Annotated in this window: 24 protein-coding genes; 11 read left to right on the top strand and 13 right to left on the bottom strand. The window is 57.9% G+C overall.

The window, feature by feature from the left end:
- Positions 1-217 precede the first annotated feature (217 nt).
- Together CR159_RS07790 and CR159_RS07785 are read left to right on the top strand one after the other, a co-directional pair.
- A complete protein-coding gene (locus tag CR159_RS07790; RefSeq protein WP_102073453.1) occupies positions 218-2,866 on the top strand; it encodes an AsmA family protein in 2,649 nt (882 codons plus the stop codon).
- On the top strand, positions 2,863-3,252 hold the full coding sequence (locus tag CR159_RS07785) for an MOSC N-terminal beta barrel domain-containing protein (RefSeq protein ID WP_102073452.1): 390 nt from the start codon (positions 2,863-2,865) through the stop codon (positions 3,250-3,252). The genes CR159_RS07790 and CR159_RS07785 overlap by 4 nt, the downstream gene beginning before the upstream one ends.
- Before the next feature lie 62 nt (positions 3,253-3,314).
- Here the strand turns inward: CR159_RS07785 and CR159_RS07780 are convergent, their stop codons facing one another.
- The 3 genes from CR159_RS07780 to rsmD all read right to left on the bottom strand — a co-directional run bounded on the left by CR159_RS07780 (position 3,315) and on the right by rsmD (position 4,838).
- A complete protein-coding gene (locus tag CR159_RS07780; protein WP_102073451.1) occupies positions 3,315-3,566 on the bottom strand; it encodes a YfhL family 4Fe-4S dicluster ferredoxin in 252 nt (83 codons plus the stop codon).
- Between the two features lie 100 nt (positions 3,567-3,666).
- Positions 3,667-4,179: a pantetheine-phosphate adenylyltransferase gene (gene coaD / locus CR159_RS07775; protein ID WP_102071561.1), complete on the bottom strand. Its 513-nt coding sequence runs from the start codon at positions 4,177-4,179 to the stop codon at positions 3,667-3,669.
- Complete coding sequence (rsmD, locus tag CR159_RS07770) at positions 4,176-4,838, bottom strand: 16S rRNA (guanine(966)-N(2))-methyltransferase RsmD (RefSeq protein ID WP_102073450.1); 663 nt, start codon at positions 4,836-4,838, stop codon at positions 4,176-4,178. The genes coaD and rsmD overlap by 4 nt, the downstream gene beginning before the upstream one ends.
- A gap of 58 nt (positions 4,839-4,896) precedes the next feature.
- Here rsmD and ftsY point away from each other — a divergent pair, with 58 nt between their 5' ends.
- The gene (gene ftsY, locus CR159_RS07765; protein ID WP_102073449.1) at positions 4,897-6,189 is read left to right on the top strand and encodes a signal recognition particle-docking protein FtsY; all 1,293 of its coding nucleotides are present in this window, start codon (positions 4,897-4,899) and stop codon (positions 6,187-6,189) included.
- Between the two features lie 11 nt (positions 6,190-6,200).
- Here the strand turns inward: ftsY and CR159_RS07760 are convergent, their stop codons facing one another.
- From CR159_RS07760 to CR159_RS07735, 6 genes are all read right to left on the bottom strand, one after another.
- Positions 6,201-7,742 (bottom strand): CYTH and CHAD domain-containing protein, encoded by a 1,542-nt coding sequence (locus tag CR159_RS07760; RefSeq protein ID WP_102073448.1) that lies wholly within the window; start codon positions 7,740-7,742, stop codon positions 6,201-6,203.
- Between the two features lie 120 nt (positions 7,743-7,862).
- Positions 7,863-8,681 carry a phosphonate ABC transporter, permease protein PhnE gene (phnE, locus tag CR159_RS07755; RefSeq protein ID WP_102073447.1) on the bottom strand — a complete coding sequence of 273 codons (819 nt, stop codon included), beginning with the start codon at positions 8,679-8,681 and terminating at the stop codon, positions 7,863-7,865.
- On the bottom strand, positions 8,678-9,547 hold the full coding sequence (phnE, locus tag CR159_RS07750) for a phosphonate ABC transporter, permease protein PhnE (protein ID WP_102073612.1): 870 nt from the start codon (positions 9,545-9,547) through the stop codon (positions 8,678-8,680). Before phnE (CR159_RS07750) ends, phnE (CR159_RS07755) begins: the two co-directional genes overlap by 4 nt.
- Positions 9,544-10,314 (bottom strand): phosphonate ABC transporter ATP-binding protein, encoded by a 771-nt coding sequence (gene phnC / locus CR159_RS07745; protein ID WP_102073446.1) that lies wholly within the window; start codon positions 10,312-10,314, stop codon positions 9,544-9,546. The genes phnE (CR159_RS07750) and phnC overlap by 4 nt, the downstream gene beginning before the upstream one ends.
- 5 nt (positions 10,315-10,319) lie before the next feature.
- A complete protein-coding gene (gene phnD, locus CR159_RS07740) occupies positions 10,320-11,315 on the bottom strand; it encodes a phosphate/phosphite/phosphonate ABC transporter substrate-binding protein (RefSeq protein ID WP_102073445.1) in 996 nt (331 codons plus the stop codon).
- Positions 11,316-11,428: 113 nt separating this feature from the next.
- The gene (locus CR159_RS07735; protein WP_102073444.1) at positions 11,429-12,247 is read right to left on the bottom strand and encodes an IclR family transcriptional regulator; all 819 of its coding nucleotides are present in this window, start codon (positions 12,245-12,247) and stop codon (positions 11,429-11,431) included.
- Positions 12,248-12,346: 99 nt separating this feature from the next.
- Here CR159_RS07735 and ribBA point away from each other — a divergent pair, with 99 nt between their 5' ends.
- Genes ribBA through CR159_RS07705 form a run of 6 tightly spaced genes read left to right on the top strand, consistent with a single transcriptional unit; the run spans position 12,347 to position 16,605 of the window.
- The gene (gene ribBA / locus CR159_RS07730; RefSeq protein ID WP_102073443.1) at positions 12,347-13,516 is read left to right on the top strand and encodes a bifunctional 3,4-dihydroxy-2-butanone-4-phosphate synthase/GTP cyclohydrolase II; all 1,170 of its coding nucleotides are present in this window, start codon (positions 12,347-12,349) and stop codon (positions 13,514-13,516) included.
- A 15-nt stretch (positions 13,517-13,531) separates the two neighbouring features.
- Complete coding sequence (ribH, locus tag CR159_RS07725; protein WP_102073442.1) at positions 13,532-14,077, top strand: 6,7-dimethyl-8-ribityllumazine synthase; 546 nt, start codon at positions 13,532-13,534, stop codon at positions 14,075-14,077.
- Positions 14,070-14,564: a transcription antitermination factor NusB gene (gene nusB, locus CR159_RS07720; RefSeq protein ID WP_439650504.1), complete on the top strand. Its 495-nt coding sequence runs from the start codon at positions 14,070-14,072 to the stop codon at positions 14,562-14,564. Before ribH ends, nusB begins: the two co-directional genes overlap by 8 nt.
- 23 nt (positions 14,565-14,587) lie before the next feature.
- Complete coding sequence (gene thiL / locus CR159_RS07715) at positions 14,588-15,547, top strand: thiamine-phosphate kinase (RefSeq protein ID WP_102073440.1); 960 nt, start codon at positions 14,588-14,590, stop codon at positions 15,545-15,547.
- Between the two features lie 30 nt (positions 15,548-15,577).
- Positions 15,578-16,102 carry a phosphatidylglycerophosphatase A family protein gene (locus CR159_RS07710; RefSeq protein WP_102073439.1) on the top strand — a complete coding sequence of 175 codons (525 nt, stop codon included), beginning with the start codon at positions 15,578-15,580 and terminating at the stop codon, positions 16,100-16,102.
- Positions 16,099-16,605, top strand: coding sequence for a CinA family protein (locus tag CR159_RS07705; protein ID WP_102073438.1), 507 nt, complete (start codon positions 16,099-16,101; stop codon positions 16,603-16,605). The genes CR159_RS07710 and CR159_RS07705 overlap by 4 nt, the downstream gene beginning before the upstream one ends.
- Here the strand turns inward: CR159_RS07705 and pyrF are convergent.
- Together pyrF and CR159_RS07695 are read right to left on the bottom strand one after the other, a co-directional pair.
- Complete coding sequence (pyrF, locus tag CR159_RS07700) at positions 16,589-17,404, bottom strand: orotidine-5'-phosphate decarboxylase (protein ID WP_102073437.1); 816 nt, start codon at positions 17,402-17,404, stop codon at positions 16,589-16,591. The genes CR159_RS07705 and pyrF overlap by 17 nt on opposite strands.
- A 25-nt stretch (positions 17,405-17,429) precedes the next feature.
- A complete protein-coding gene (locus CR159_RS07695) occupies positions 17,430-17,834 on the bottom strand; it encodes a diacylglycerol kinase (protein WP_102073436.1) in 405 nt (134 codons plus the stop codon).
- 92 nt (positions 17,835-17,926) lie between these two features.
- Between CR159_RS07695 and CR159_RS07690 the strand changes: the two genes are divergently transcribed.
- Together CR159_RS07690 and CR159_RS07685 are read left to right on the top strand one after the other, a co-directional pair.
- Positions 17,927-18,943, top strand: a complete 1,017-nt coding sequence (locus CR159_RS07690) for a LacI family DNA-binding transcriptional regulator (RefSeq protein WP_102073435.1) — start codon at positions 17,927-17,929, stop codon at positions 18,941-18,943.
- 107 nt (positions 18,944-19,050) lie between these two features.
- Positions 19,051-20,016: a Bug family tripartite tricarboxylate transporter substrate binding protein gene (locus tag CR159_RS07685; RefSeq protein ID WP_102073434.1), complete on the top strand. Its 966-nt coding sequence runs from the start codon at positions 19,051-19,053 to the stop codon at positions 20,014-20,016.
- 181 nt (positions 20,017-20,197) lie between these two features.
- Here the strand turns inward: CR159_RS07685 and groL are convergent, their stop codons facing one another.
- Together groL and CR159_RS07675 are read right to left on the bottom strand one after the other, a co-directional pair.
- Positions 20,198-21,847, bottom strand: coding sequence for a chaperonin GroEL (gene groL, locus CR159_RS07680; protein ID WP_102073433.1), 1,650 nt, complete (start codon positions 21,845-21,847; stop codon positions 20,198-20,200).
- Between the two features lie 30 nt (positions 21,848-21,877).
- Entirely contained in the window at positions 21,878-22,165 is a 288-nt protein-coding gene (locus tag CR159_RS07675) for a co-chaperone GroES (protein WP_073107815.1), read from the bottom strand.
- Positions 22,166-22,194: the final 29 nt, after the last annotated feature.

Raw genomic sequence — 22,194 nt, 5'->3', positions numbered from 1 at the left:
CGTACCCAGCTATCAGCGCAGGCGATAGAACATTGTCGGATTTTTATATAACCAGCGGTAATTAATGCTTAAAAGTCGCTCGCCCCGTCACGCTTTGACGCCGTTCGTCGCGATTGAGTTCTGGGGTTTAACAATAAGACCCTCGACTTCGGTTAGCATTCTAGGTATTTACCATGTATCGTGCCGGGGAGCTCTCCCGTGGTTTTAGAGGCCGTAAATGAAATTTTGGTTCAAGAGGATACTTATCAGTATCGTCGTGGTATTGCTGGTGGCCGTCGTTGGTATTGCGATTTTCCTGCTGACGTTCGACCCGAATGCCTACAAGAATAAGCTAGAGGAAATTGTCTATAACCGTTATCAGCGCACTTTGTCCATCAAGGGCGATATCGAGTTGTCGCTGTTTCCACGTATAGGCCTGTCGGTGCAGGGCGTGTCCTTGTCTGATCGCAACAGCACCGATACGTTCGCCTCAATCGATAGCGCGCGCTTCGCCGTCGCTATCTGGCCGTTGATGTTCGATCGTCTTGTGGTCGATCACGTGGCCGTTACAGGCTTCAAGGCTTGGCTGATCCGCGACGAAGAAGGGGAGTACAACTTTCGCGACCTCATCGAGCGCCGCCCGATAACGTCGACCGTGCTTGCACCCGTGACGGCGGACAGCCCGGCAATCACGCCGGGCGCACCAGGAGTGGCGAGCGCCGATACGCAATTGGTACAGCCGCCTGCGCCGTCCGCCCCTGCAAGGCAGTTGCCGGCGGTACTGGGCAGTCGCACAGCCTCGGGTACTGATTTCCAGATCGATATTGCGGGACTCGATCTCAAGAGCGGCGAGATCCACCTTTTCGATCGCGTCACCGGATCAGTGGCGCGGGTGACGCAGCTTAATGTCAATACCGGTCGGATGACATTTGATCAGGCCTTTGACGTTGCGCTTACCGGGAAGCTTCTCGGTGACTTCCCGGTCGCCGATGCCAATATCGAGGGACAAGCGGTCGTCAAGTTCAATCCTGACCAGCAAACTTACTCTGCTCAGAAAATCAATGTGCTGGTCAATGGTAGTCTCGGCGACCTCGACGCGAAGTCGGTCTCCTTGCGTGGTAACCTGGCCTATAGCGCCTATTCAGAGATGTTCAATGCCAGTAACGTCGAGTTTCTCGTGCAGGGCGAGCTCGGCGGCGATACGCCGATAAAGAATCTGGAAACGAGCCTGATTGTCCCCCAGTTGAAGATCGACCGTAGCCAGGCGGAGCTTCAAGTGGAAAAGCTGGCGTACCGGGCCAAGGGTGACTTGCCTGACGAGAGCTTCGATATTGCTTTCGACGCGCCCAGTCTTTCCGTGTCGCCCGAAGCGGCCAAGGGTGAGCCGGTTTCAGGTACGGTGAAGCTGCGGGGAAACAATAAAACCCTGGGCGTGGCAATCGGCCTGAGCGGCATAGCGGGCGACGCACAGAGGTTGACATTGCGGGAGCTGAAGATCGATGGCGGGCTTAAGCAGGGCGAGCGCCTGGTTCAATTGAAGATGACTTCGCCCGCACACTGGGACCGGTTCAAAGATAACGGCGCCTTGTCCGCGATGAAAGGGGATGTCCGGATTGAAGATGCGGCCTTGCCCGGCGGCAGCTTCGAGATTCCCTTCATCGGGAGCATGCAGGCAGACCTGGTCAAGGACGAGCTGGTTAGCGAAATCAATGCGGTGGTCAGCAGCAGCAAGCTTGATTTCCGTGTCAAGGCCACCCAGTTGAACGATCCCAAGGTGGCTTTCGATCTCAACGCGGACCGGTTGGATTTCAACACCATGTTTCCTCCTGTGACTGCGCCGGCACCGGCGCCGGCAGCACCTGCGGACGGTGCAAAGCCAGCGGAGCCGGCTCCCAAACCTCCAGCAGGCAAGGCCGCGCCGAAGCCGGCCACAACGCTGGACCTGGGGTTTCTCGATTCAGTCGATCTCACCGGCAACATTGCAGTTGGTGAAGTCAAGATCAGGGAAGTGGTGGCCAATCAATTTACCGCCGCATTGCGCGCGGTTGACGGCAATCTCGTTGTCAGTGGACTGAAGGCGGATTTGTACGAAGGTAAATTGGACGGAAAACTGACCGCCAATTCGAAGAATGCTCTGACAGCCGATCTATCGCTCAATAATGTGCAAATAGCGCCTTTGCTGCAAGGATGGACCCGGGAAAGCCGTTTGTCCGGCCTTGGAACACTGAAGGTCAAGGTGGCTGCGGAAGGCTCCACCTTGCCGGCCCTGAAAGCCGGCCTGATGGGCACCGTCCAGGTGCGCTTGCGCGATGGAGCGGTTCGCGGCCTTAATGTGAGCCAGACTTTGCGCGAAGTAAGGGCTGCCGTGCGCAATATGTTCAGCGGTCAACTGCCCGAGGTCGCGACGCAGTTCGATATGGAACGCAGGACCGACTTCACCACCCTGAACGCAGATGTTGAATTCAATCATGGGCAGGGTACCGTAAAGACCTTGAATCTGATTGCTCCCGTATTGCGTATTTCGCAAGGCACGCCTGCGTCGCTCGACATCGTCAACAATCAGCTCGACCTGGTCATCAATGTGCGTGTCGCCAATACCGCGACGACGCCGGAAGGCAAAGAGCTTGCCGACTTGAGGAATGTCGCGATCCCCATCCGTATTTCGGGACCGTTCGATAAGCTGGGTTATCAAGTGCAATGGAAGGAAATCAGCAACCAGGCCATCAAGGACGCCGTGCAGGAAGGCTTGCTGGACTTGTTGTCGAACAAGGGCGGCAATCTTGATCAGCCCTTGTTCCCGGACTCGCCTATTCCTCCAGCCCAGAAAAAACCGATGGATCCTGTAAAAAGCATAGGCGACGCGTTAAAAGGGCTTTTAGGCAAATGATCTCCACTCTCTACTTTCCGATCGCTTCATGCGCAGGCACCGCCAAGCCTGAGGCCGCTGCCTATGATAAAAAATGGCTGATCGTCGATGATTCCGATACCTGGCTGACTCAGAAGGAATGCCCAAAGCTGTCTGCCATCCAGGTAGACCTCAGCATGGGTTGCCTGGTCATGCGGGGCGAGGGCATGTTGCGTCTGGATATCCCGCTCGATGTCATCGAAGACGACGATAGCGTGCGTCGGCAGGCGATCGTGGGGGGCAAGCATGTGGACGTGGTGGACGAAGGCGAACTGGTAGCCACCTGGGTGTCCAAATACCTGGAGCGGCCATGCCGCCTGGTCAAGGTGCATCCGGATGCGCCGCCGGTATTATGGCCGGCCGTGTAAGACAGGGGGAGTTCGCCGGATAAGCATGCCAAAGCCGCCTATGGCGGACTTTGCGCGGACGATCAGGCCGTAGCTGTCAGCCGGTGGTACTTTTCGAGTAGCGTCTGTTGATCTTCGGGGCAATCGAGGTCGAAGACGATGCATTCGACCGGGCATATCACCTGGCATTGGGGCTCGTCGAAGTGCCCTACGCATTCAGTGCATTGCGAGGGTTCTATTTCGTAGATCTCAAGGCCCATCGAAATGGCGTTGTTGGGGCATTGCGGTTCACAGACATCACAATTGATGCACTCTTCGGTAATACGCAGAGCCATGGTCTTTTCCTGCAAAAACTGTCGGATACGGCCAAGCCGCGGCACATAGGCCGGACTGGTCAATGGACTAGTGTAATGCCCAATGCGGTATCGTGCCGTATTACCCCTTCCGGGATTGTTCCTGTTCCTCGCGCCGCGCCTTGGCCTTGCTATGCAGCCACCGCTCTACCGACGGGAAAACAAATTTGCTGACATCTCCGCCGAACATGGCGATTTCGCGAACAATAGTGCCGGAGATGAACTGATACTGATCCGACGGGGTCATGAACAAGGTTTCGACTTCGGGAAGCAAGTGGCGATTCATGCCCGCCATCTGGAACTCATATTCGAAGTCGGAAACCGCGCGCAAGCCGCGCACAATGACCCTGCCATCCTGTTCTCGCACGAAGTCCTTGAGCAGGCCGTCAAAGCTCTTGACATCGACATTGGGATAATGGCCCAGGACCTCTTGCGCAATCTCGACCCGTTCTTCGATCGAAAAGTACGGTTTTTTAGCGTGGCTGTGGGCGATGCCCACCACGACATGGTCGAAAAGGCCGGCAGCCCGCCGAACCAAGTCTTCGTGGCCGCGGGTCAGGGGGTCGAACGTTCCGGGATAGACAGCAGTAATCATGCAGATTCCGAATTGTTAAATGGAGTGGATAGCGGCGCGCTTTCTCGACTGCCGGTGGTTACGCGTTTTATTTCGATTTCAGGATTATTGACTGTTTTTTGCAATGCAGCAAATCGAAGAAGCTGAAAATGAACATGGCCTGCGCGCGACTGGCGCAGAATATCGAATTGTGCGGGCGGATGGGCCGCCGCTTCGGATTCAATATACAACAAGCCGCCCGGCACGAGAACCGATGGCATCTTGTCCCACAACCGTTCGAGCCAGCCACAATCGAAGGGAGGATCAAGCATGACAAGATCGAAAGGTGTATCGTTTGCCCGGTCCAGGACCGTCAAGGCGCTGCCCGCATGTATGCGCACGGATTGGGCGTCCAGGCGGCTGCGCAGCGTACGAAGCGCGGCTACTGCGGCCGGGTTGTTCTCGACCATCTGGACATGGGCCACGCCGCGCGATGCGGCCTCGAATCCCAGGGCGCCGGTCCCGGCAAACAGGTCGAGCACCCGTTTTTGCGAAAAATCGCCGCCCCATAGGTGGTGCAGCCAGTTGAACAGGGTCTCGCGCACGCGGTCGGGCGTAGGGCGCAGGCCGGTCGCGTCGACGACCGGTATGGGAGTTCGGCGGTAATCACCGCCTACAATACGTACTACATGCTTTTTCATGCGCAGTCTGGGATCGTTCAGTGGCGTTATTCAAATATATTCGGGTAGTGTAAAACGTATGTTCAGTTTTTTTAAAAGAAAGAAACCTTCATCTGTCGAAACTGGCCAGCAGGGCTCGGCTACGCCCGACGAAGGCTCCCTTTCTGATCAGGGGCTTCCAGAGCCCCAGCCGACCGTGGAAGGTCCGGCGGAGGACGCGCATCCGCAGCAGCCGCTTGAAAATGCGCCCATTCCCGAACCTCTGGTCGAACGCGAGGCGGCACAGGCGCCGGTGGATCTCTTGGCGCCTACTGCGCTCCCCGCCGCCGACACGGTGCAGGTCGACGTTGCAATTCAGGCCGATATTCCTGGGCCTGCGCCCGAGCTGCCGTCCCATACGCCGATGCCGACTCCCGAGCCGTCGCCCGACACGCCAATGCCTGCGCCCGCCGAGATAGAAAAAAGCTCGTGGCTTACCCGGCTGAAAAAAGGCTTGTCGCGCACAGGTCAGAATATAGGTGGACTGTTTGTCGGCGTAAAGGTCGATGAATCGCTTTTCGAAGACCTTGAAACCGCGCTGATCATGGCCGACGCCGGCGTCGAGGCGACTGAAAAGCTCCTGACGGCACTGCGTGCCCGGGTACGGAAAGAAAAGCTCTCCGAAGCCGGGCAGGTGAAGGCGGCCTTGCGCGATATTCTGGCCGACCACCTTGCGCCGCTGGAAAAGCCGTTTCCCCTGGGCAAGGCATCGCCGTTGGTAATCATGATTGCGGGTGTGAACGGGGCGGGCAAGACCACCTCGATCGGCAAGCTGGCTTATGCGTTCCAGGCGCAGGGCGCCAAGGTGCTGCTTGCCGCTGGCGATACGTTTCGCGCGGCGGCGCGTGAACAGCTCATGGAGTGGGGCGCGCGAAACAACGTGACGGTCATCGCTCAGGATGGCGGCGATCCCGCTGCCGTGGCGTTCGATGCCGTCAATGCCGGTCGGGCGCGCGAGGCCAGTGTGGTCATGGTGGATACTGCCGGCAGGCTGCCGACGCAATTGCACCTGATGGAAGAGCTCAAGAAGATCAAGCGCGTCATAGGCAAGGCCGATGGCGCCGCGCCTCACGAGGTATTGCTGGTCATTGACGGCAATACCGGGCAAAACGCCATCGCACAAATACGCGCCTTCGATGCGGCCATAAATCTTACTGGCCTGGTCGTTACCAAGCTGGATGGCACGGCAAAGGGCGGCACGCTGGCTGCCGTTGCGGCGGGCAGCCAGGGCGTTCGGCCGGTGCCCGTCTATTGGATAGGTGTCGGCGAAGCCTTGAATGACTTGCAGCCCTTCGTGGCCCGCGAGTTTGCAGCGGCCTTGATCGGCGATTAGTACGGGCGGCTTCAGGCCTTTTTAAAGCGTCCCGCTTTATGCAGGCGGGTGAAATTCCCCTGCGCTTCGGCTTTTTTCTGCTCCTGCATGGCATGCAACCAGCCGATGGCAAAATAGGCTTGTGGCTGCGCAGCAATAAGAGGGCGGTAGAAGTCGTCAGCGATATATAAATCGTTCAGGTCGCCCAAGGTATGCTGGGCGGTTATCAGCGCTTCGCGCAGGCGTGCCAGCCGCTTTTCCGCCAGCAGGCTGCCCGCAAATTCCATGCTGTAGCGCAAACCCTTCAGTCGTTTGCGCAGGCGGTGCTGGTCTTCGATCGACAACTGAACAAAATGCTCACCTTGTTCGCATAACGCATCGATTCTCTTGTTCAGCCGCTTGATCATCGCCTTTCCCGGCTTGACGTCCTTTTCCGGGTTCCGCGCGGCGATCTCTGTATCGGTAAGGTGCTGGAGCAGCGTGAGCAATATGGCCTGGACCCGCGGGCTGGCAGCCAGTGCGGGTATGCTGCCGTCATCACTGTCGCTGTTGGGAGGTAGCTCCAATTCCGGCATGCCTGCGGCGACCAGGCGTGGTGTAATCACCAGATCGATCACGTCGCGATCGCGTATTTTGCCGAGCTGTGAAAAATAATTGCGCAGCTCTGCTTCCGCTTGCGATTCATTCAGGTCTATCCACTTCCCAAAAAACTTCCAGCATGATCGGATACGGCGTATGCCTACCCGAATCTGATGCACATAATCGACACGGGTGCTTGCCATGGCCTGCGCGCCCTCTGCTGCTGCCAGGAAGGTCGTGTTCCTGATTATCTGGTTGATGCAATCGGTAGCGCAGCGCTGGTATGCCTGCTGCATGGTCAAGTCGGGTGTCAGCAAGATTGGACCTGCGCGACGAGGCTTGAGTAGTTGCGGCCACGGAAGCGCTTGCGGCGTGGCGTCCTTGTCATTGATGTCTTTGGAATTGCTGTGCTTGGGCGCGAGGCGGGCCAGCGCGTCGCCGCGCTCGGCTTTGCTGCGCAAGTCAAGGATCAAACCGTACTTTTTAAGCCACTGTCCGGCCAGTTCGAACAAGCCAGCCGTGTCGCCGGTGACCAGTTCCAGCTCCAGCTCGCACAACGGCAGCTCCAGTCCGCCTGACTTGATGACGCCCTGGTCATAGGCAAGCTCGACCTCGCTGTTGCCGCATTCCATCTTGAGTACCAACCGCTGCACCTGGGTTTCATAGCGCAGCGTCAACGGGTGCTCAAGTCCGGAAAGAAGGCCTTCGACGGATGTCCCTTCGTAAATGCCAAGGTCCAGCGTCGGGCCGGGCCGTGGGTGGTTTATCTCGATGCGCGATAGTTCGTCGGGACCCGGCGTCTTGATGGTTTGCACCCATAGCTCGCCTTCCTGGCGCACGCGTAGTGCGATTTTTCGTTTTGCGAGTTCGTGATCCTGTGTGTCGAAGTAACAGGCATGCAGGGGAAGGTCCGTGGCACCGTCTTTGCGCAGGCGCTTTTCAAGCGAAGCGCGTTTACGAGCGGGCACGTAGAATTTGAGTTCACGTTCGAGCATGATGTCCCCTGGCTGATCATGGGCGCATCTTACCGCGTTATACCGGAACCTATCCGGTCCATGACAAGCTCTGGCGCGGCTGGCGCCAGAGCTTGGTGGCGCGCATGCACCAACCCAGCTCTACAGCAAGGTTTTGCGTACGCGGGTGATGATGATTTCGGCGACGATGACGATGCCGAAGATCAGCAGGAGAATCAGCGCAACTTTATCCCACTGGAACAGGTCCATGGCGCTGTTCAGTGCCATGCCTATGCCTCCAGCTCCGACCAGTCCCAACACGGCGGATTCACGGACATTGATATCCCATCGCAGCAGAACGATAGACCAGAACGCAGGCCGGATCTGAGGCCAATAGCCATAGCCGATGATGGAACCGGTGCTTGCGCCCGTTGCGGTGAGCGCTTCGATGGGGCCGGGGTGCGCATCGTCCAGTGCCTCGCCAAGTAGCTTGCCAATGAAACCGATGGATCGGAACGCGATTGCGATCGTTCCAGCCAGCGGCCCGGGGCCGAAGACGGCAATGAACAACAGTGCCCATACAAGCGAATTGATTGATCGGCTGGACACCAGGATAAGGCGCGCCAGAAAATTGACCGCCTTGTTCGGTGTAAGTTTTTCGGAGGCCAGCAAACCGACCGGCACGGCCAAGACCACTGCAAGAATGGTCCCCAGCGTGGCCATATGCAGCGTTTCAATCAAGGCTTTCTGGATGGATCCCTGAAAGCTCTGCCATGATACTGGCCACATCCGATGAACCAGGTCGGCCATCTGGGTAGGAGCGTCGTAAAGGAACTCGGGAATGACATCGATCGTTCGCATTGACTGAACGATGGCCAGGACAAAGAGCAGGTACAGGACAAAGCGTAGAAGACGCTGGCCGGGCGTATAGCGCACCCAGCTTCGAGCTTCCGAGTTTGGCAGGGTATGGGAGGTATTCATGCGTCGTCCTCGATGGGCCTTGCCTGGCGGGGACGATGCGCCTTGCCGCGGAAAAGTTCTGTGGGCGAGACGTTATCGAGCAGGATGGAGCGCACGATGCCCGCCAGAACTTCTCCAACCATGATGATTGCAATGATCGAAAGGAGTATGGTGCAGACGAAGTCGTAGTCGAAGCGTTGGAACGCAGAAAATAGCGTTCCGCCGATGCCGCCGGCGCCCACGATGCCGACCATGGTGGAGTTGCGCAGGTTGGAGTCGAGCTGATAGGTCGAGAATCCTACGAACCGTGCAAAAACCTGCGGCATTACTGAAAAGATAATGACATTGGGAAACGATGCGCCGGTAGCCCGCACCGCTTCGACCTGCTTCAAGGATATTTCCTCGATGGATTCGGTAAACAGTTTGCCGATGAAACCGATGGATGCCACCGTAAGCGCCAGTACGCCGGCCAGCGCGCCAAAGCCGACCGCCTTGACGAAGATGATGGCGACGATCACGGGATGCAGCGCGCGGCATAGGGAAATGAAGGCACGCGCGGGCCAGCTTGCCCACGCCGGCATCAAGTTGCGCGCACCAAGCAGACTAAGCGGCAGCGCCAGAATAATGCCGAGTGTCGTGGCGAGGACAGCGATCTCGAGGCTTTCGGCGATACCCTTCCATAGCATGGCGCCGCGGTCGAAATTGGGCGGAAACATCCGGGCAAGGAACTTGGCCCCATGCCCCAGGCCCGCTTCGAAACGGTCCCACGAGAAGCCAAGTTGAGTCGACGCGAAAAGCGTGTAGGCCACAACCAGGATGAGGCCGAGCTTGGCGCGCGAGGACAGGGCGAAAGGCTTGCTGGACCGCGTTGCCGAGGGCGCGTTCAGCTTAGCCACGACTCGCCTCCGTAGATTTTTTTCAGTACTTCTGTGCTCAGTCCCGAGGCCTCGCCGTCGTAGACGACGTTGCCGCCCGACATGCCGATGATGCGGGTGGCGTATCGTTTGGCCAATTCGACATCGTGGATATTGACGATGACTGGAATATTGAACGCGCGACCCTGGTCGATAAGCAGCTCCATGATCTCGACCGAGGTTTTTGGGTCGAGTGACGAGGTGGGCTCGTCGGCGAGCAATAGCTGCGGGCGCTGCATCAGCGCGCGCGCTATGCCTACACGCTGACGCTGTCCGCCCGAGAGGGCATCGGCGCGCTGGTCGGCGAAGCCGCCTAAGCCGACGGTATCCAGCAGCTTGAAGGCATACTCGATATCGTCGGCGTCGAAGCGGCGCCGCCATGCATTGAACGCCGAGGTGTAGCCCAGGCGTCCTGTCAGCAGGTTTTCCATGACGGTAAGGCGTTCCACCAGATTGTATTCCTGGAAAACCATGCCGATACGACGACGGGCGTGCCTGAGCTGCGCACCGCGGACCTGGGCCAAGTCGACCACAACGCCGCCATCTTCCAGCAGGATGGTGCCTTTTGTAGGTTCGATGAGCCGGTTTATGCAGCGCAATAGCGTGCTTTTGCCGGTGCCTGAAGGTCCGATGATGGCCGTCAGGCCCTCACCGGTAAGGTCCAGGCTGATGTCTTTCAATACCGGCTGGTTTGACCGGTATTCCTTGACCAGGTTCTTGATTTGCAGAGACGCACCCATAAAACTCAATTCGCCTTTTTGCTTGCTTTGTCATAAGCGGAGCGCGTGAAACTTTCGCCGCCTGCCTTGGCCACGTCGCGCACAATGGCCCAGTCTTTTTTGTAGGTGACCGGGTAGAAGCGGTCGGCACCGTCAAACGCTTCTTTCATTTCCGCCGGGAAGCGGTAGTCGTAGAAGCATTTCAACATTTTGTCGCGGAATTTTGGTTCGAGGTCGTAGGTGTACGCAAACGACGACGTTGGAAATTTCTCGCTGGTGTAGAGGATACGGAAGTCCTCGGCCTTGACCTGGCCGCGCTCGGCCATGCGGTGAAACACGTCGGAGGCAACGGCGGCGGCGTCATAGTCGCCCGAATTTACGCCCATGATGGACTGGTCGTGCTTTCCCGAATACAGGAGTTCATAGTCTTTTCCGGGAACCAGGCCTTCTTTCGGGAAGAGGGCGATGGGAGCCATGTTGCCGGAGTTGGACGATGGCGAGGTGTGAGCGACTTTTTTACCCTTCAGGTCGGAAATTGCCTTGAACGGGCTGTCTTTCTTGACGATGAGGATCAGGTTGTAGCCCTGGAAGCCGCTGGCGTCTCCCTTGACAGCGAAGGGTACCGCACCGGCCAGGTTGACGGCGAAATTGGTCGGGCCGGTGGAAAAGCCCCCGACGTGAAGCCGGCTTGAACGCATGGCTTCGATTTCGGCGGAGTTGCTCTGGACTTGATAGAACACGACTTTGCGATCGATACACTGGGCCAGGTGCTTGGTGAACGGCGAGAATATTTCGGCGTATACGGCTGGGTCTTCGACCGGTGTATAGGTGAACACGATGGTGGAAGGTGTTTTCTGCTGGCTGGGATCGGTGGGGGTGTCTGCCACCAGGTCTTTATTGGCGTCGCAGAACATTGTGTCCAGGTCGCCGCGATTGGAGCAGGAATCTTGAGCGTAAGCGAACTGCGATGCGCCAAGAAGCGCGACGAAGGTGCTCGTCAAGAGCAGGCTTGATGATTTCATGGTTGTCTCCGGAATAAGTCGGGTTTATTAGTTGATTTGAACTGAGCCGAATACGGGTATGACAAGTAATAAACTTGTAATAAATTTGTAATAAGGGGAGCCAGTTTAGCGGTTTATCGCCCAGGCCGATACCCGAGTTTTCCTGAGATGACCGCCGCGCATTCTTTCAATGCCGTGGCGATCGGGCCTTGCGCCCGTGCGTCAAACAGCGTGGCCGGCCCAAGACTCGTCAAGGCCAGCACAATATTTCCGGAATGATCGAATACCGGTACAGACAAGGCGTCGATGCCGGGCAGGGGGTTGCCCAGCGCCTGTGCGACGCCTGTGGCTCTAACCTGCGACAGCTGTGCTTCCAGTGCTTCGGGTGAGGGTCGCAAGGGACTGATGCTGGTAACCACGGCGGTATCGCCGGCTTCACGCTCGATATAGTGCCGCGCAATTTTGGGAGGCAGCCACGCAGCGAAGACGTGGCCCGTGGCAGTGTGCAACATCGACATCACGGTGCCTTTTCGCATGTTGACATGGACGGGGTAGCTGGCTTCCGAGATGTGAATCATGGTGGGGCCGTGGGAACCCAGTACGGCAATGGCCAGGGTGTGCCCGATTTCGCCCGCCAGCAGATTGACCTGCGGCAGGGCGACTCGTACAGGATCCAGGCGCTGCAGGCTGACCAACCCCATTTGCAGGGCGAAGGGCCCCAGTTCGTACTGTCCCGTGGCGGGGTCTTGCTGGACCAGGCCGACTCGGGTGAAGCTGACCAGATAAGGGTGTGCTTTCGCCGACGTCATGCCGGCCCGCGTAGCCAGGTCGCGCAAGGTGAGTGCGGCGCCGGAGTCGACCAAGGCAGCGAGCAAAGGAAAGCCGGTCTCGACCGACTGTATGCTGCGCCGACCATCGTTGCCGGCTTGCGGCGCTGTGATTTTTTCGCGCATGATTGAATCGTGTTATGGTTTTAGCGGATATTACCCGGCTTCGCGCGACCTTATCCCGGAAGGCGTTAAAATGACCCAACTTTTTACTGAGCACATGTCATGAGCAAGCCGTCCGACCTGGATATCAACGCCATAGAGGCCTGCGATATCTCTCCCGTTACCGATATTGTGGCCGAGTTGCGCGCGGGCCGGCAAGTGATATTGGTGGATGAAGAAGATCGCGAGAACGAAGGCGATCTCGTCATGGCGGCCGAATTCGTCACCCCCGAAGCCATCAATTTCATGGTCACCCATGCTCGAGGGCTGGTGTGCCTTACCCTTACCGAAGAGCGCTGTCGCCAGCTCGATTTGCCGCTCATGGCCAGTCGCAATGGCACGCGTTTCGGCACGAACTTCACCATGTCGATCGAGGCCGCGGAAGGCGTCGATACGGGCATCTCGGCCGCCGATCGTTCCCGCACCATCCAGACGGCAGTGGCGCGCGACGCCAAACCGTCCGACCTCGTGCAGCCCGGCCATATTTTTCCGGTGCAGGCGGTGCGTGGCGGCGTGCTGGTGCGGGCCGGGCACACGGAAGCCGGGTGCGATCTCACGGCTTTGGCGGGGCTTACTCCAGCGGCGGTCATTTGCGAAATCCTGAAGCCTGACGGCACCATGGCGCGCTTGCCCGACCTCAAGCTTTTCGCGCGCGAGCATGGTCTCAAGATTGGCACCATTGCCGATCTTATCCAGTACCGCAGCGAACACGAGTCCATGATTGAACGCCTGGCCAGCCGGCGTATGCAGACACCGTGGGGCGAATTCCAGGCTGTGGCCTATCGCGACCTGTCTTCGGGCGCGCCGCACCTCGCGCTGGTCCATGGCACCATCACACCCGATGCCGAAACGCTGGTGCGCGTACACGAACCTTCGACAATGCTCGACGTGCTCTTCGAGGGCGCAACGTCACATAGCTGGAGCGTGCCGCAAGCCCTCAAGGCCATCGTCGCGGCGCCCTCCGGAGTCCTCATCATGTTGAACTGCCAAGGCTCGCCAGACCTCCTCTTCAGCCAGTTTGAATCCTGGAACCTGTCGTCCGGCCATGAAGGGCAAGCTGTCGACCGTGAAAGTCGCTATGGACTGCTTACTTACGGTATTGGTGCCCAAATCATGCGCGACCTGAACGTTGGCCAGGCTCGCTTGTTGGCCCGTCCCCGAAAAATGCCCAGCATGGCAGGGTTTTCCCTGACCATAACGGGTTACGATAGTGAACCTCTTTCCACCCAATAACAGGAATTACTGACTATGAACCCATATACTTTGTCTCCCGATCTGAACGGAGAGGGTCTGCATATAGGCATTGTGCGGGCTCGCTTCAACGAGCCGGTCGGGCAAGCCGAGCTTGAATCCTGCCTGGCCGAATTGGCCGAATTGGGCGTTGACGAACGTGACGTCATGCTGGTCTCCGTACCTGGCGCCCTCGAACTCGGCGTCGCATTGGCGCAAATGGCCGAAACGTTCGAGTTCGATGCGCTGATCGCTTTGGGTGCGGTCATTCGCGGCGACACCTATCACTTTGAAATTGTCAGCAATGAAAGCGCCGCGGCCATCAGTCGCGTCGCGCTTGAAACCGGCATTCCCGTGGCCAACGGCGTGCTTACCACCGACACCGACGAGCAAGCACAATCGCGTGCCACGGAAAAAGGCCGTGACTGCGCGCGTAGCGCCGTCGAAATGGCTAACCTGGTCGCGGCACTCGAGCCCGAATCCGAAGATGACCTGGATGACGACGAAGACGAGGACGACGAAGACGACATCGGGGACGAGGACGAAGATTTTGACGATAAATAACACGCCGGGTGCGCCTTCGGGCGCTTCCCCCCGGGCCAATAGCCGTAGCGCGCGGCGTCGCGCGCGCGAGTTCGCATTGCAGGGTGTTTATTCCTGGCTGCTGCATGGCGATACCGGACTCCAGGAAGCCGGGGCTATTGATGCGCACATTCGCGACGATGAGGAATTCCAGGAAGCCGATGCAACATGGTTCAAGACGCTATTGCATGGCGTATTGCGCGAGGCACCGTCTTTGCGCGAAAGTTTCCTGCCCTACATCGACCGCCCGCTTGCCGAACTATCTCCTATAGAACATGGCATATTGCTGATAGGAAGCTACGAGCTCATTCATCATACCGAAGTACCCTATAAGGTCGCGATCAACGAAGCCGTAGAGCTGGCCAAGTCGTTTGGCGGCACAGACGGGTTCAAGTTCGTCAATGGCGTGCTCGACAAAATGGCGGCTGACGTCCGTCCGGTAGAAGTACAGGCGGCTCCGCGCCGCTAGTCGCCAAATCCCCGGGAGGCCTATTGAATTCCGAGTTCGGCCTGATAGCGCGTTACTTCACGCGGCCCGCGCCGCCGGGCTTCCTTGGGGTCGGCGATGACTGTGCCCTGTTTCCGGTTGCAGCGGGTCACCATCTTGCAACCAGTACCGATCTTCTGGTGGAAGGCCGGCATTTCTTTGCCGATGTCAATCCCGCCGCATTGGGACACAAGTCGCTGGCCGTCAATCTGTCCGATCTTGCGGCGATGGGCGCACAACCGCTGGCCTGCCTGTTGAGCCTATCCATTCCCGCAGTCGACGACGACTGGTTGCAGGGTTTCGCCGATGGCTTTTACGCGCTTGCGGAGGCGTCCGGGTGTCCCCTAATCGGGGGCGATACCACACGAAGTTCCGCGGGTATTGTCATTAGCGTAACCATCATGGGCCAGGTCAAGCCGCAACATGCCTTGCGTCGAAATGCGGCTCGGGTGGGTGACGATATATGGGTTACGGGTACGCTCGGCGCCGCCGATATTGCCTTGCGCCTCCTGCAAAATAAGCTGCCATCGAATCCTTCCTTGCTCGCTGCTACGCGGGATGCCCTCGAGAGGCCGCTGCCACCCTGGCGTTTCGCGCAGCAATTGGCTGGCGTCGCGCATGCTGCGCTGGATATTTCGGATGGCCTGGCCCAAGATCTTGGTCATATTCTGAAGGCTAGTGACTGCGGTGCAGAGCTCGTCTACAATGCGCTGCCCATCGCCTCGGCGCTGCAGGGCCTGGACGAGTTCCTGGTTCAAGACGCCGTCCTGTCAGGCGGCGATGTGTATCAACTTTGTTTTACCGCTCCCGTAGATGCCAGGGCGCGCATCAAGGACTTGGCGCAAGGAGCATCGATCCAGGTGGCGCGCGTGGGCACGATAGTCGCGCAGCCCGGCTTGCGCGTCAAGAAAGCGGACTCAACAGTCATCGTAATGAAGCAGGGCGGTTTCGATCATTTTTCCTGACCTTTCTCACGGATTTCAATAGACCCTCGTATGCCGGCCCCCGACACTGATGCTCGTGCTGAATCTGATTTCAAGCCCAGTGCCGCCTGGGTATTCCGCTCGTTTCCGCGCATGATTTCATTCGGGCTGGGTAGCGGCCTGATCCGTCCGGCACCGGGTACCTGGGGCACTTTGCTGGGTTGGTTGTTGTGGGTGCTGGCGGTTTCACGCTTGCCCGATGCCTACATTGCTGTATTGCTATCGGCGGCTTTTGCGCTAGGCTGCTGGTGCTGCCATCGAGTTGGCAAGGAAATGGGCCGGGCGGACGACGGCGGCATGGTGTGGGACGAAGTAGTGGCCTTCTGGCTGGTGCTGTGGCTGACGCCTGACGGCCTCTGGGCTCAACTGCTGGCTTTCGTCATATTTCGATTTTTCGATATTATCAAGCCGCCCCCCATCGCCTTTTTCGACCGCCATTTCAAGAACGGCTTTGGCGTGATGTGGGACGATATCGTGGCGGCGGCCTACAGCTTGCTGGTGGTTGCCATTCTCGTCAGACTTGAGGTGTTTCCATGAGCAATAACGAATCGCTGACCTACGCGCCCGTTCTCGGGCAGCTTTTGCTCGACCACGGCTTGATGTTCGCCTGCGCCGAATCATGCACCGGCGGCTTGCTGGCTGCCGCCATGACCGACACGCCCGGATCCAGCCAATGGTTTGACCGCGGTTTTGTCACGTACAGCAATGCGGCCAAGGCCGAGGAGCTTCAGGTCAGCATCGATACGCTCGAGCGATTCGGCGCCGTCAGCGAAGAAACCGCCATGGAAATGGCATCCGGCGTGCTCACCGTGGCGGCGCCCGCGCATATTGCGATATCCACGACCGGCATCGCCGGGCCCGATGGCGGCACACCGGGCAAGCCCGTGGGCATGGTGTGTTTCGGATTCGCCCGGCGCACGTCCGAAGGCATTGTTACCCGTGCCATGACCAAGGTGTTCGAGGGAGACCGCAGGCAGATACGCAACGCGTCGGTTGCTTTTGCCCTGGAAACCGCCATCAGCTTTATCGAGCTGCGTTAATCGCATCCCGCGTGGTTCGGGCAGCCAATGCTGCCGCCTCGCGCCAGTCGTCGCCGCCGCTGGCATACAGAATAGCCCGCGACGAATTGATCATCATCCCGGTGCCCTTGCTGTCGATGCCCGCCTTGACGGTGGACGGAATGTCGCCGCCTTGCGCCCCGATGCCGGGCACCAGCAGGGGCATGTCGCCCACGCGCTCGCGGACCCGCGCAATTTCTTCGGGGAATGTTGCCCCTACGACCAGGGCGCATTGGCCGTTGGTGTTCCAGTGATCGGCAACCAGGCCGGCGACATGCAGGTATAAAGGGGTATCGTCCTTGGATTCGATGAACTGGAGGTCGGAGCCGCCCTTATTGGACGTGCGGCACAGGACAATGACGCCTTTGCTATTCCAAGCCAGATACGGCTGTATCGTATCGAAGCCCATATAGGGGCTGACCGTGACGGCGTCCGCCTGGTAGCGCTCGTACGCCTCGCGAGCGTACTGTTCCGCCGTCGATCCGATATCGCCCCGCTTGGCGTCCAGAACGATAGGAAGCCCCGGATGATGTTCGTGGATATATTCGCACAGCGCTTCCAGCTGGTCTTCGGCGCGCATGGCCGAAAAGTAGGCGATCTGCGGTTTTATGCCACAGGCATACGGCGCGGTTACGTCAACGATAGCGCGACAGAATTCGAAGATTGCGTTTGGATGCCCTTGCAATTCGGCGGGAAAGCGTTGCGGATCCGGGTCCAATCCAACCATCAGCATGGAATTTGAGGTCGCCCAGGCGTGCTCGAGTTTCTGTGTAAAGATCATGAATGCGTCACAAGTTTTAAGAGTATTACGGTATCAGGCTGGCGCCAGACATATGAGTGCCAATGATGCACAGCCAGACCAGAATGCACAGCCCGATCGACAGCATGACCGCCGCACTGCCGAGGTCTTTCGCCCGCCCTATCATGGGGTGATGCTCGACGGTGATGCTGTCGGCAAGCGCCTCCAGGGCGGAATTCAGAATTTCAATGATCAGGACGAAAATCATCGTCCCGATCAGCAGCAGCATTTCGCCCACGCTGCGGCTGATCCATATGGCGACGGGCGTCAGCACCACGATCAGCAGCAGTTCCTGCCGGAACGCGGCTTCGTGCTTGAACGCCGCAGCCAGGCCCTGTGCGGAATAGCGCAAGGCCTTGAACAGGCGGCCAATGCCGCCTCTGCTTTTGTAGGGTGAATTGCTGGGTGTCATGGCGCCATGTAAAGATGCTGCTGGCCGGACGGGAAATATGCCCTGGTCGGTACAATCGATATTATGCCTGCTAAACCATTACCGGCTTTTTGATGACACGACTCCACACAAGCTCGAACAGCGTGACCGTCCACGATGTAGCGCGCGTCGCCAATGTCTCGGCGATCACCGTTTCACGCGCGCTCAATAATCCGGACCAGCTGTCCGCATCGACACTCACCCGGGTTTTACAGGCGGTGGAGCAGACGGGCTATGTGCCTAATCTGCTGGCCAAGGGCTTGAATGCAAAGAAAAGCGCACGCCTGGTTGCGGCATTGATTCCGACACTCTCCGGGCCGGTATTTTCCGAGACGATACAGGCGTTGATGCAAAAGCTCACCGCTCATGGCTACCAGCTGATACTTGGACAAAGCGGCTACGATGGCGAACTGCAGGAAGACGCCTTGCTGAATGCGTTGATCGGCCGCCGCCCGGACGGGATCGTGCTGACCGGGGTGCTGCATTCCGACCAAGGCTGCAGGCGCCTGCGAGCCGCAGGTATCCCTGTTGTTGAAACATGGGACCTTAGCGACACACCCATCGATATGCTGGTGGGTTTCTCACATGAGCAAGTGGGCATAAAGGTGTGCGAGTTTTTTCACCAGCGAGGTCGCCGGTATCCCGCTTTGCTCTCGGCCCAGGACGTCCGTGCGACCCGACGGTGCAAGGCGTTTATTGAACGGGCGGCTGAACTGGGCATCGGGCCGGTGCGCCACCTTAGGCTTCCTGCACCGACCACGCTTGCCATCGGTCGATCAGGATTATCCCAGCTATTGCGTGATTTTCCGGATGTCGATAGCGTTTTCTGCAGCTCCGATATGTTGGCCCTGGGAGTGCTGACGGAGGCGCAGGCTCGCGGACTTCAAGTTCCCCGGCAGCTGGCGGTGGTCGGATTTGGCGACCTCGACTTCGCGGCCAGTCTACATCCCGCATTGACTACCGTGCGTATCGACGGCAATGCCATCGGCGCGCAGGCGGCGGACTTCATCATTGCACGCGCCGCAGGCCTGGATCCGGGCAAGCGCATTGTCGATATCGGCTTTTCGATCATGGAGCGGGAGAGCACGTAACCCCATCGGTATACGGGTAAACCACGATCTAATATTTTAGTGGGGCTGTCTACCCTTACGTTATCATTAGTAAAAATGTTAACGTTAACAGTCGAGGAGACATGGTGATGAAGTTTAAATATATATTGGCTGCAGGTTTGTTGGCAGCCACAACGTTCGCGCAGGCGGCTGACTATCCCACGCGTCCGGTAACCATCGTTGTGCCGTTCCCACCAGGTGGGTCCACCGATAACATCGGCCGGATCATAGGTGCAAAATTGGCCACCAAGTTCGGACAACCTTTTCCCATTGAAAACAAGCCGGGTGCAACAGGAGCCATTGGCGCCACGCAGGTTTCTCGTGCAGCGCCTGACGGTTATACGTTGCTGGTCTCATCGCTGTCTGTATTCGTGGTGAACCCGCACCTGCAAAAATCTCTGCAATATGATCCTACCAAAGATCTTGACCTGATCACCGTGGCGGTTCAGGCGCCCAACGTACTGGTCGCCGGCCCCGCCGCCAAGGGTGGCGACACGGTCGCTGATATCGTCAAGTACATGAAGCAGCATCCCGATGAAGTCACCTTCGCAACCTCGGGCAACGGTTCATCGGATCACCTTACCGCCGAATTGTTCTGGCAGGAGACCGGCACAAAAGGCGTCAATGTCCCCTACAAGGGCGGTGCACCCGCCCAAGCCGACCTGATGGGCGGACAGGTTGCTTATTCCTTCCAGAATCTGAACGCGGTTATCGGCCACATTCGTGGCGGCAAAATGAAGGCGCTGGCCGTGACCAGCGGGAAACGTTCGCCTTTGCTCCCCGATGTGCCGACAATGGAAGAGGCCGGTGTCAAGAACGTGGTGGTGAATTCCTGGCAAGCGGTGGCAGCCCCCAAGGGCCTGCCCGCCGACATCCGTGACAAGCTACGCGATGGTGTCGTCGAAGCCATCAACGACCCGGCGGTCAAGCCTAATCTTCTGGGCGTCGGCTTTGAAATAGTGGGCAATACACCCGAAGAGTTCGAGAAGTTCCAGGCGGAAGAACTTGCCCGCTGGAAGAAAGTGATCGATACCGCGGGTATCGTAGCTAACTGATCGTAGCCGTCGGGCAAGATCCAGTCCTGACGTAAAGAAAAGCCCAAAAGCCGACGTGCCGCTTTTGGGCTTTTTTGTATCGAACCCATAACAAAAAGGCTGAGTTCCGTGCAATACAGAACTCAGCCCCTATGACCCGGGTACAAGACCCGGGTCGGCGGTAGTTAGGGAATAAACTGGCTTAGAAGCCGCCCATGCCGCCCATACCACCCATGCCGCCCATGTCAGGCATGCCGCCACCTGCTGGCTTGTCTTCCACGATTTCGGCCACTGCGACCTCTGTCGTGAGCAACAGGCTGGCAATCGACGCTGCATTTTGCAATGCAGTGCGGGTTACCTTGGTGGGGTCCAGAACGCCTTGCTCAACCAGGTCACCGTACTCGCCGGTAGCAGCGTTGTAGCCGTAGTTGCCTGTACCGTTGGCCACATTGTTGACCACTACGCTAGGCTCGTCGCCAGCGTTGGCAACAATAGTGCGCAAAGGCGATTCGATAGCGCGCAGAACCAGCTTGATACCGGCTTGCTGGTCAGGGTTGTCGCCCTTGACTTGAGCAACAGCAGCGCGTGTACGGATCAGGGCTACGCCGCCGCCAGGAACAATGCCTTCTTCGACTGCGGCGCGTGTTGCATGCAGAGCATCTTCAACACGTGCTTTCTTTTCCTTCATTTCGACTTCGGTAGCAGCACCGACGCGAATCACAGCAACACCGCCAGCCAACTTGGCAACGCGTTCTTGCAGTTTTTCGCGATCGTAGTCGGAAGTGGCTTCTTCGATTTGAACGCGGATCTGCTTGACGCGCGCTTCGATGGACTTGCTGTCGCCAGCGCCGTCGATGATCGTGGTGTTTTCTTTAGCCACTTCAATGCGCTTAGCCTGGCCCAGTTCTTCCAGCGTGGCTTTTTCAAGCGACATGCCGGTTTCTTCCGAGATAACAGTGCCGCCGGTCAGGATGGCGATGTCTTCCAGCATGGCTTTACGGCGATCGCCAAAACCAGGAGCCTTCACAGCAGTCGTCTTGAGGATGCCACGGATGTTGTTCACAACCAGCGTAGCCAGGGCTTCGCCTTCGACGTCTTCAGCAACGATCAACAAAGGACGGCTGGATTTGGCAACTTGTTCCAGGATAGGAAGCAGATCGCGGATGTTGCTGATTTTCTTGTCGAAAATCAGGACATATGGATCTTCAAGAACCGACACTTGCTTGTCTGGGTTGTTGATGAAGTAAGGCGAGAGGTAGCCGCGATCGAACTGCATGCCTTCGACGACGTCGAGTTCGTTGTCCAGCGATTTGCCGTCTTCAACGGTAATAACGCCTTCCTTGCCGACCTTGTCCATTGCGTTGGCAATGATTTCGCCGATCGATGCATCGCTGTTAGCCGAAATGGAACCGACCTGAGCGATTTCCTTGCTGGTGGTGCAAGGCTTGGACAGCTTCTTGAGTTCTTCAACAGCAACGGCAACGGCTTTGTCGATACCGCGCTTCAAGTCCATTGGGTTGATGCCGGCCGCAACAAACTTCAGGCCTTCTTCAACGATGGATTGAGCCAATACGGTTGCAGTCGTGGTACCGTCGCCGGCAGCGTCGGAAGTCTTGGAAGCGACTTCCTTGACCAGCTGGGCGCCGATGTTTTCGTATTTGTCTTTGAGTTCGATTTCTTTGGCAACCGACACACCGTCTTTAGTGACGGTAGGGGAGCCGAAAGAGCGATCGAGAACGACGTTACGGCCTTTAGGGCCCAACGTGGTTTTAACAGCATTGGCGAGAATGTTGACGCCACGGACGATACGTACACGTGCGTCATCACCAAATAGAACTTGCTTAGCAGCCATTGTAAAATTCCTTGCTTGATTCGTTTGTAATTACAGGACCACGGCGAGGATTTCGTCCTCGCGGATGACGAGCAATTCTTCGCCATCGATCTTGACCGACTGGCCGGCGTATTTGCCAAACAGAACTTTGTCGCCCGCTTTCAGATCAACTGGAAGTACTTTGCCGTCTTCGGTTTTTTTGCCGGGACCGACTGCAATGACTTCACCTTGATCGGGCTTTTCAGCGGCGCTTTCAGGGATAACAATACCCGAGGCTGTGGTGCGCTCGTTGTCCAGACGTTTGACGATCACGCGATCGTGCAAAGGACGCAGTGCCATGAAGGAACTCCTGTTTAATTGATAAGAAA

It is taken from the genome of Pollutimonas subterranea, from assembly GCF_002849655.1.
Taxonomy (GTDB): Bacteria; Pseudomonadota; Gammaproteobacteria; order Burkholderiales; family Burkholderiaceae_B; genus Pollutimonas; species Pollutimonas subterranea.
The sequence above is the reverse complement of the archived record's forward strand: the minus strand, read 5'-3'. Positions and strand labels throughout refer to the sequence as shown.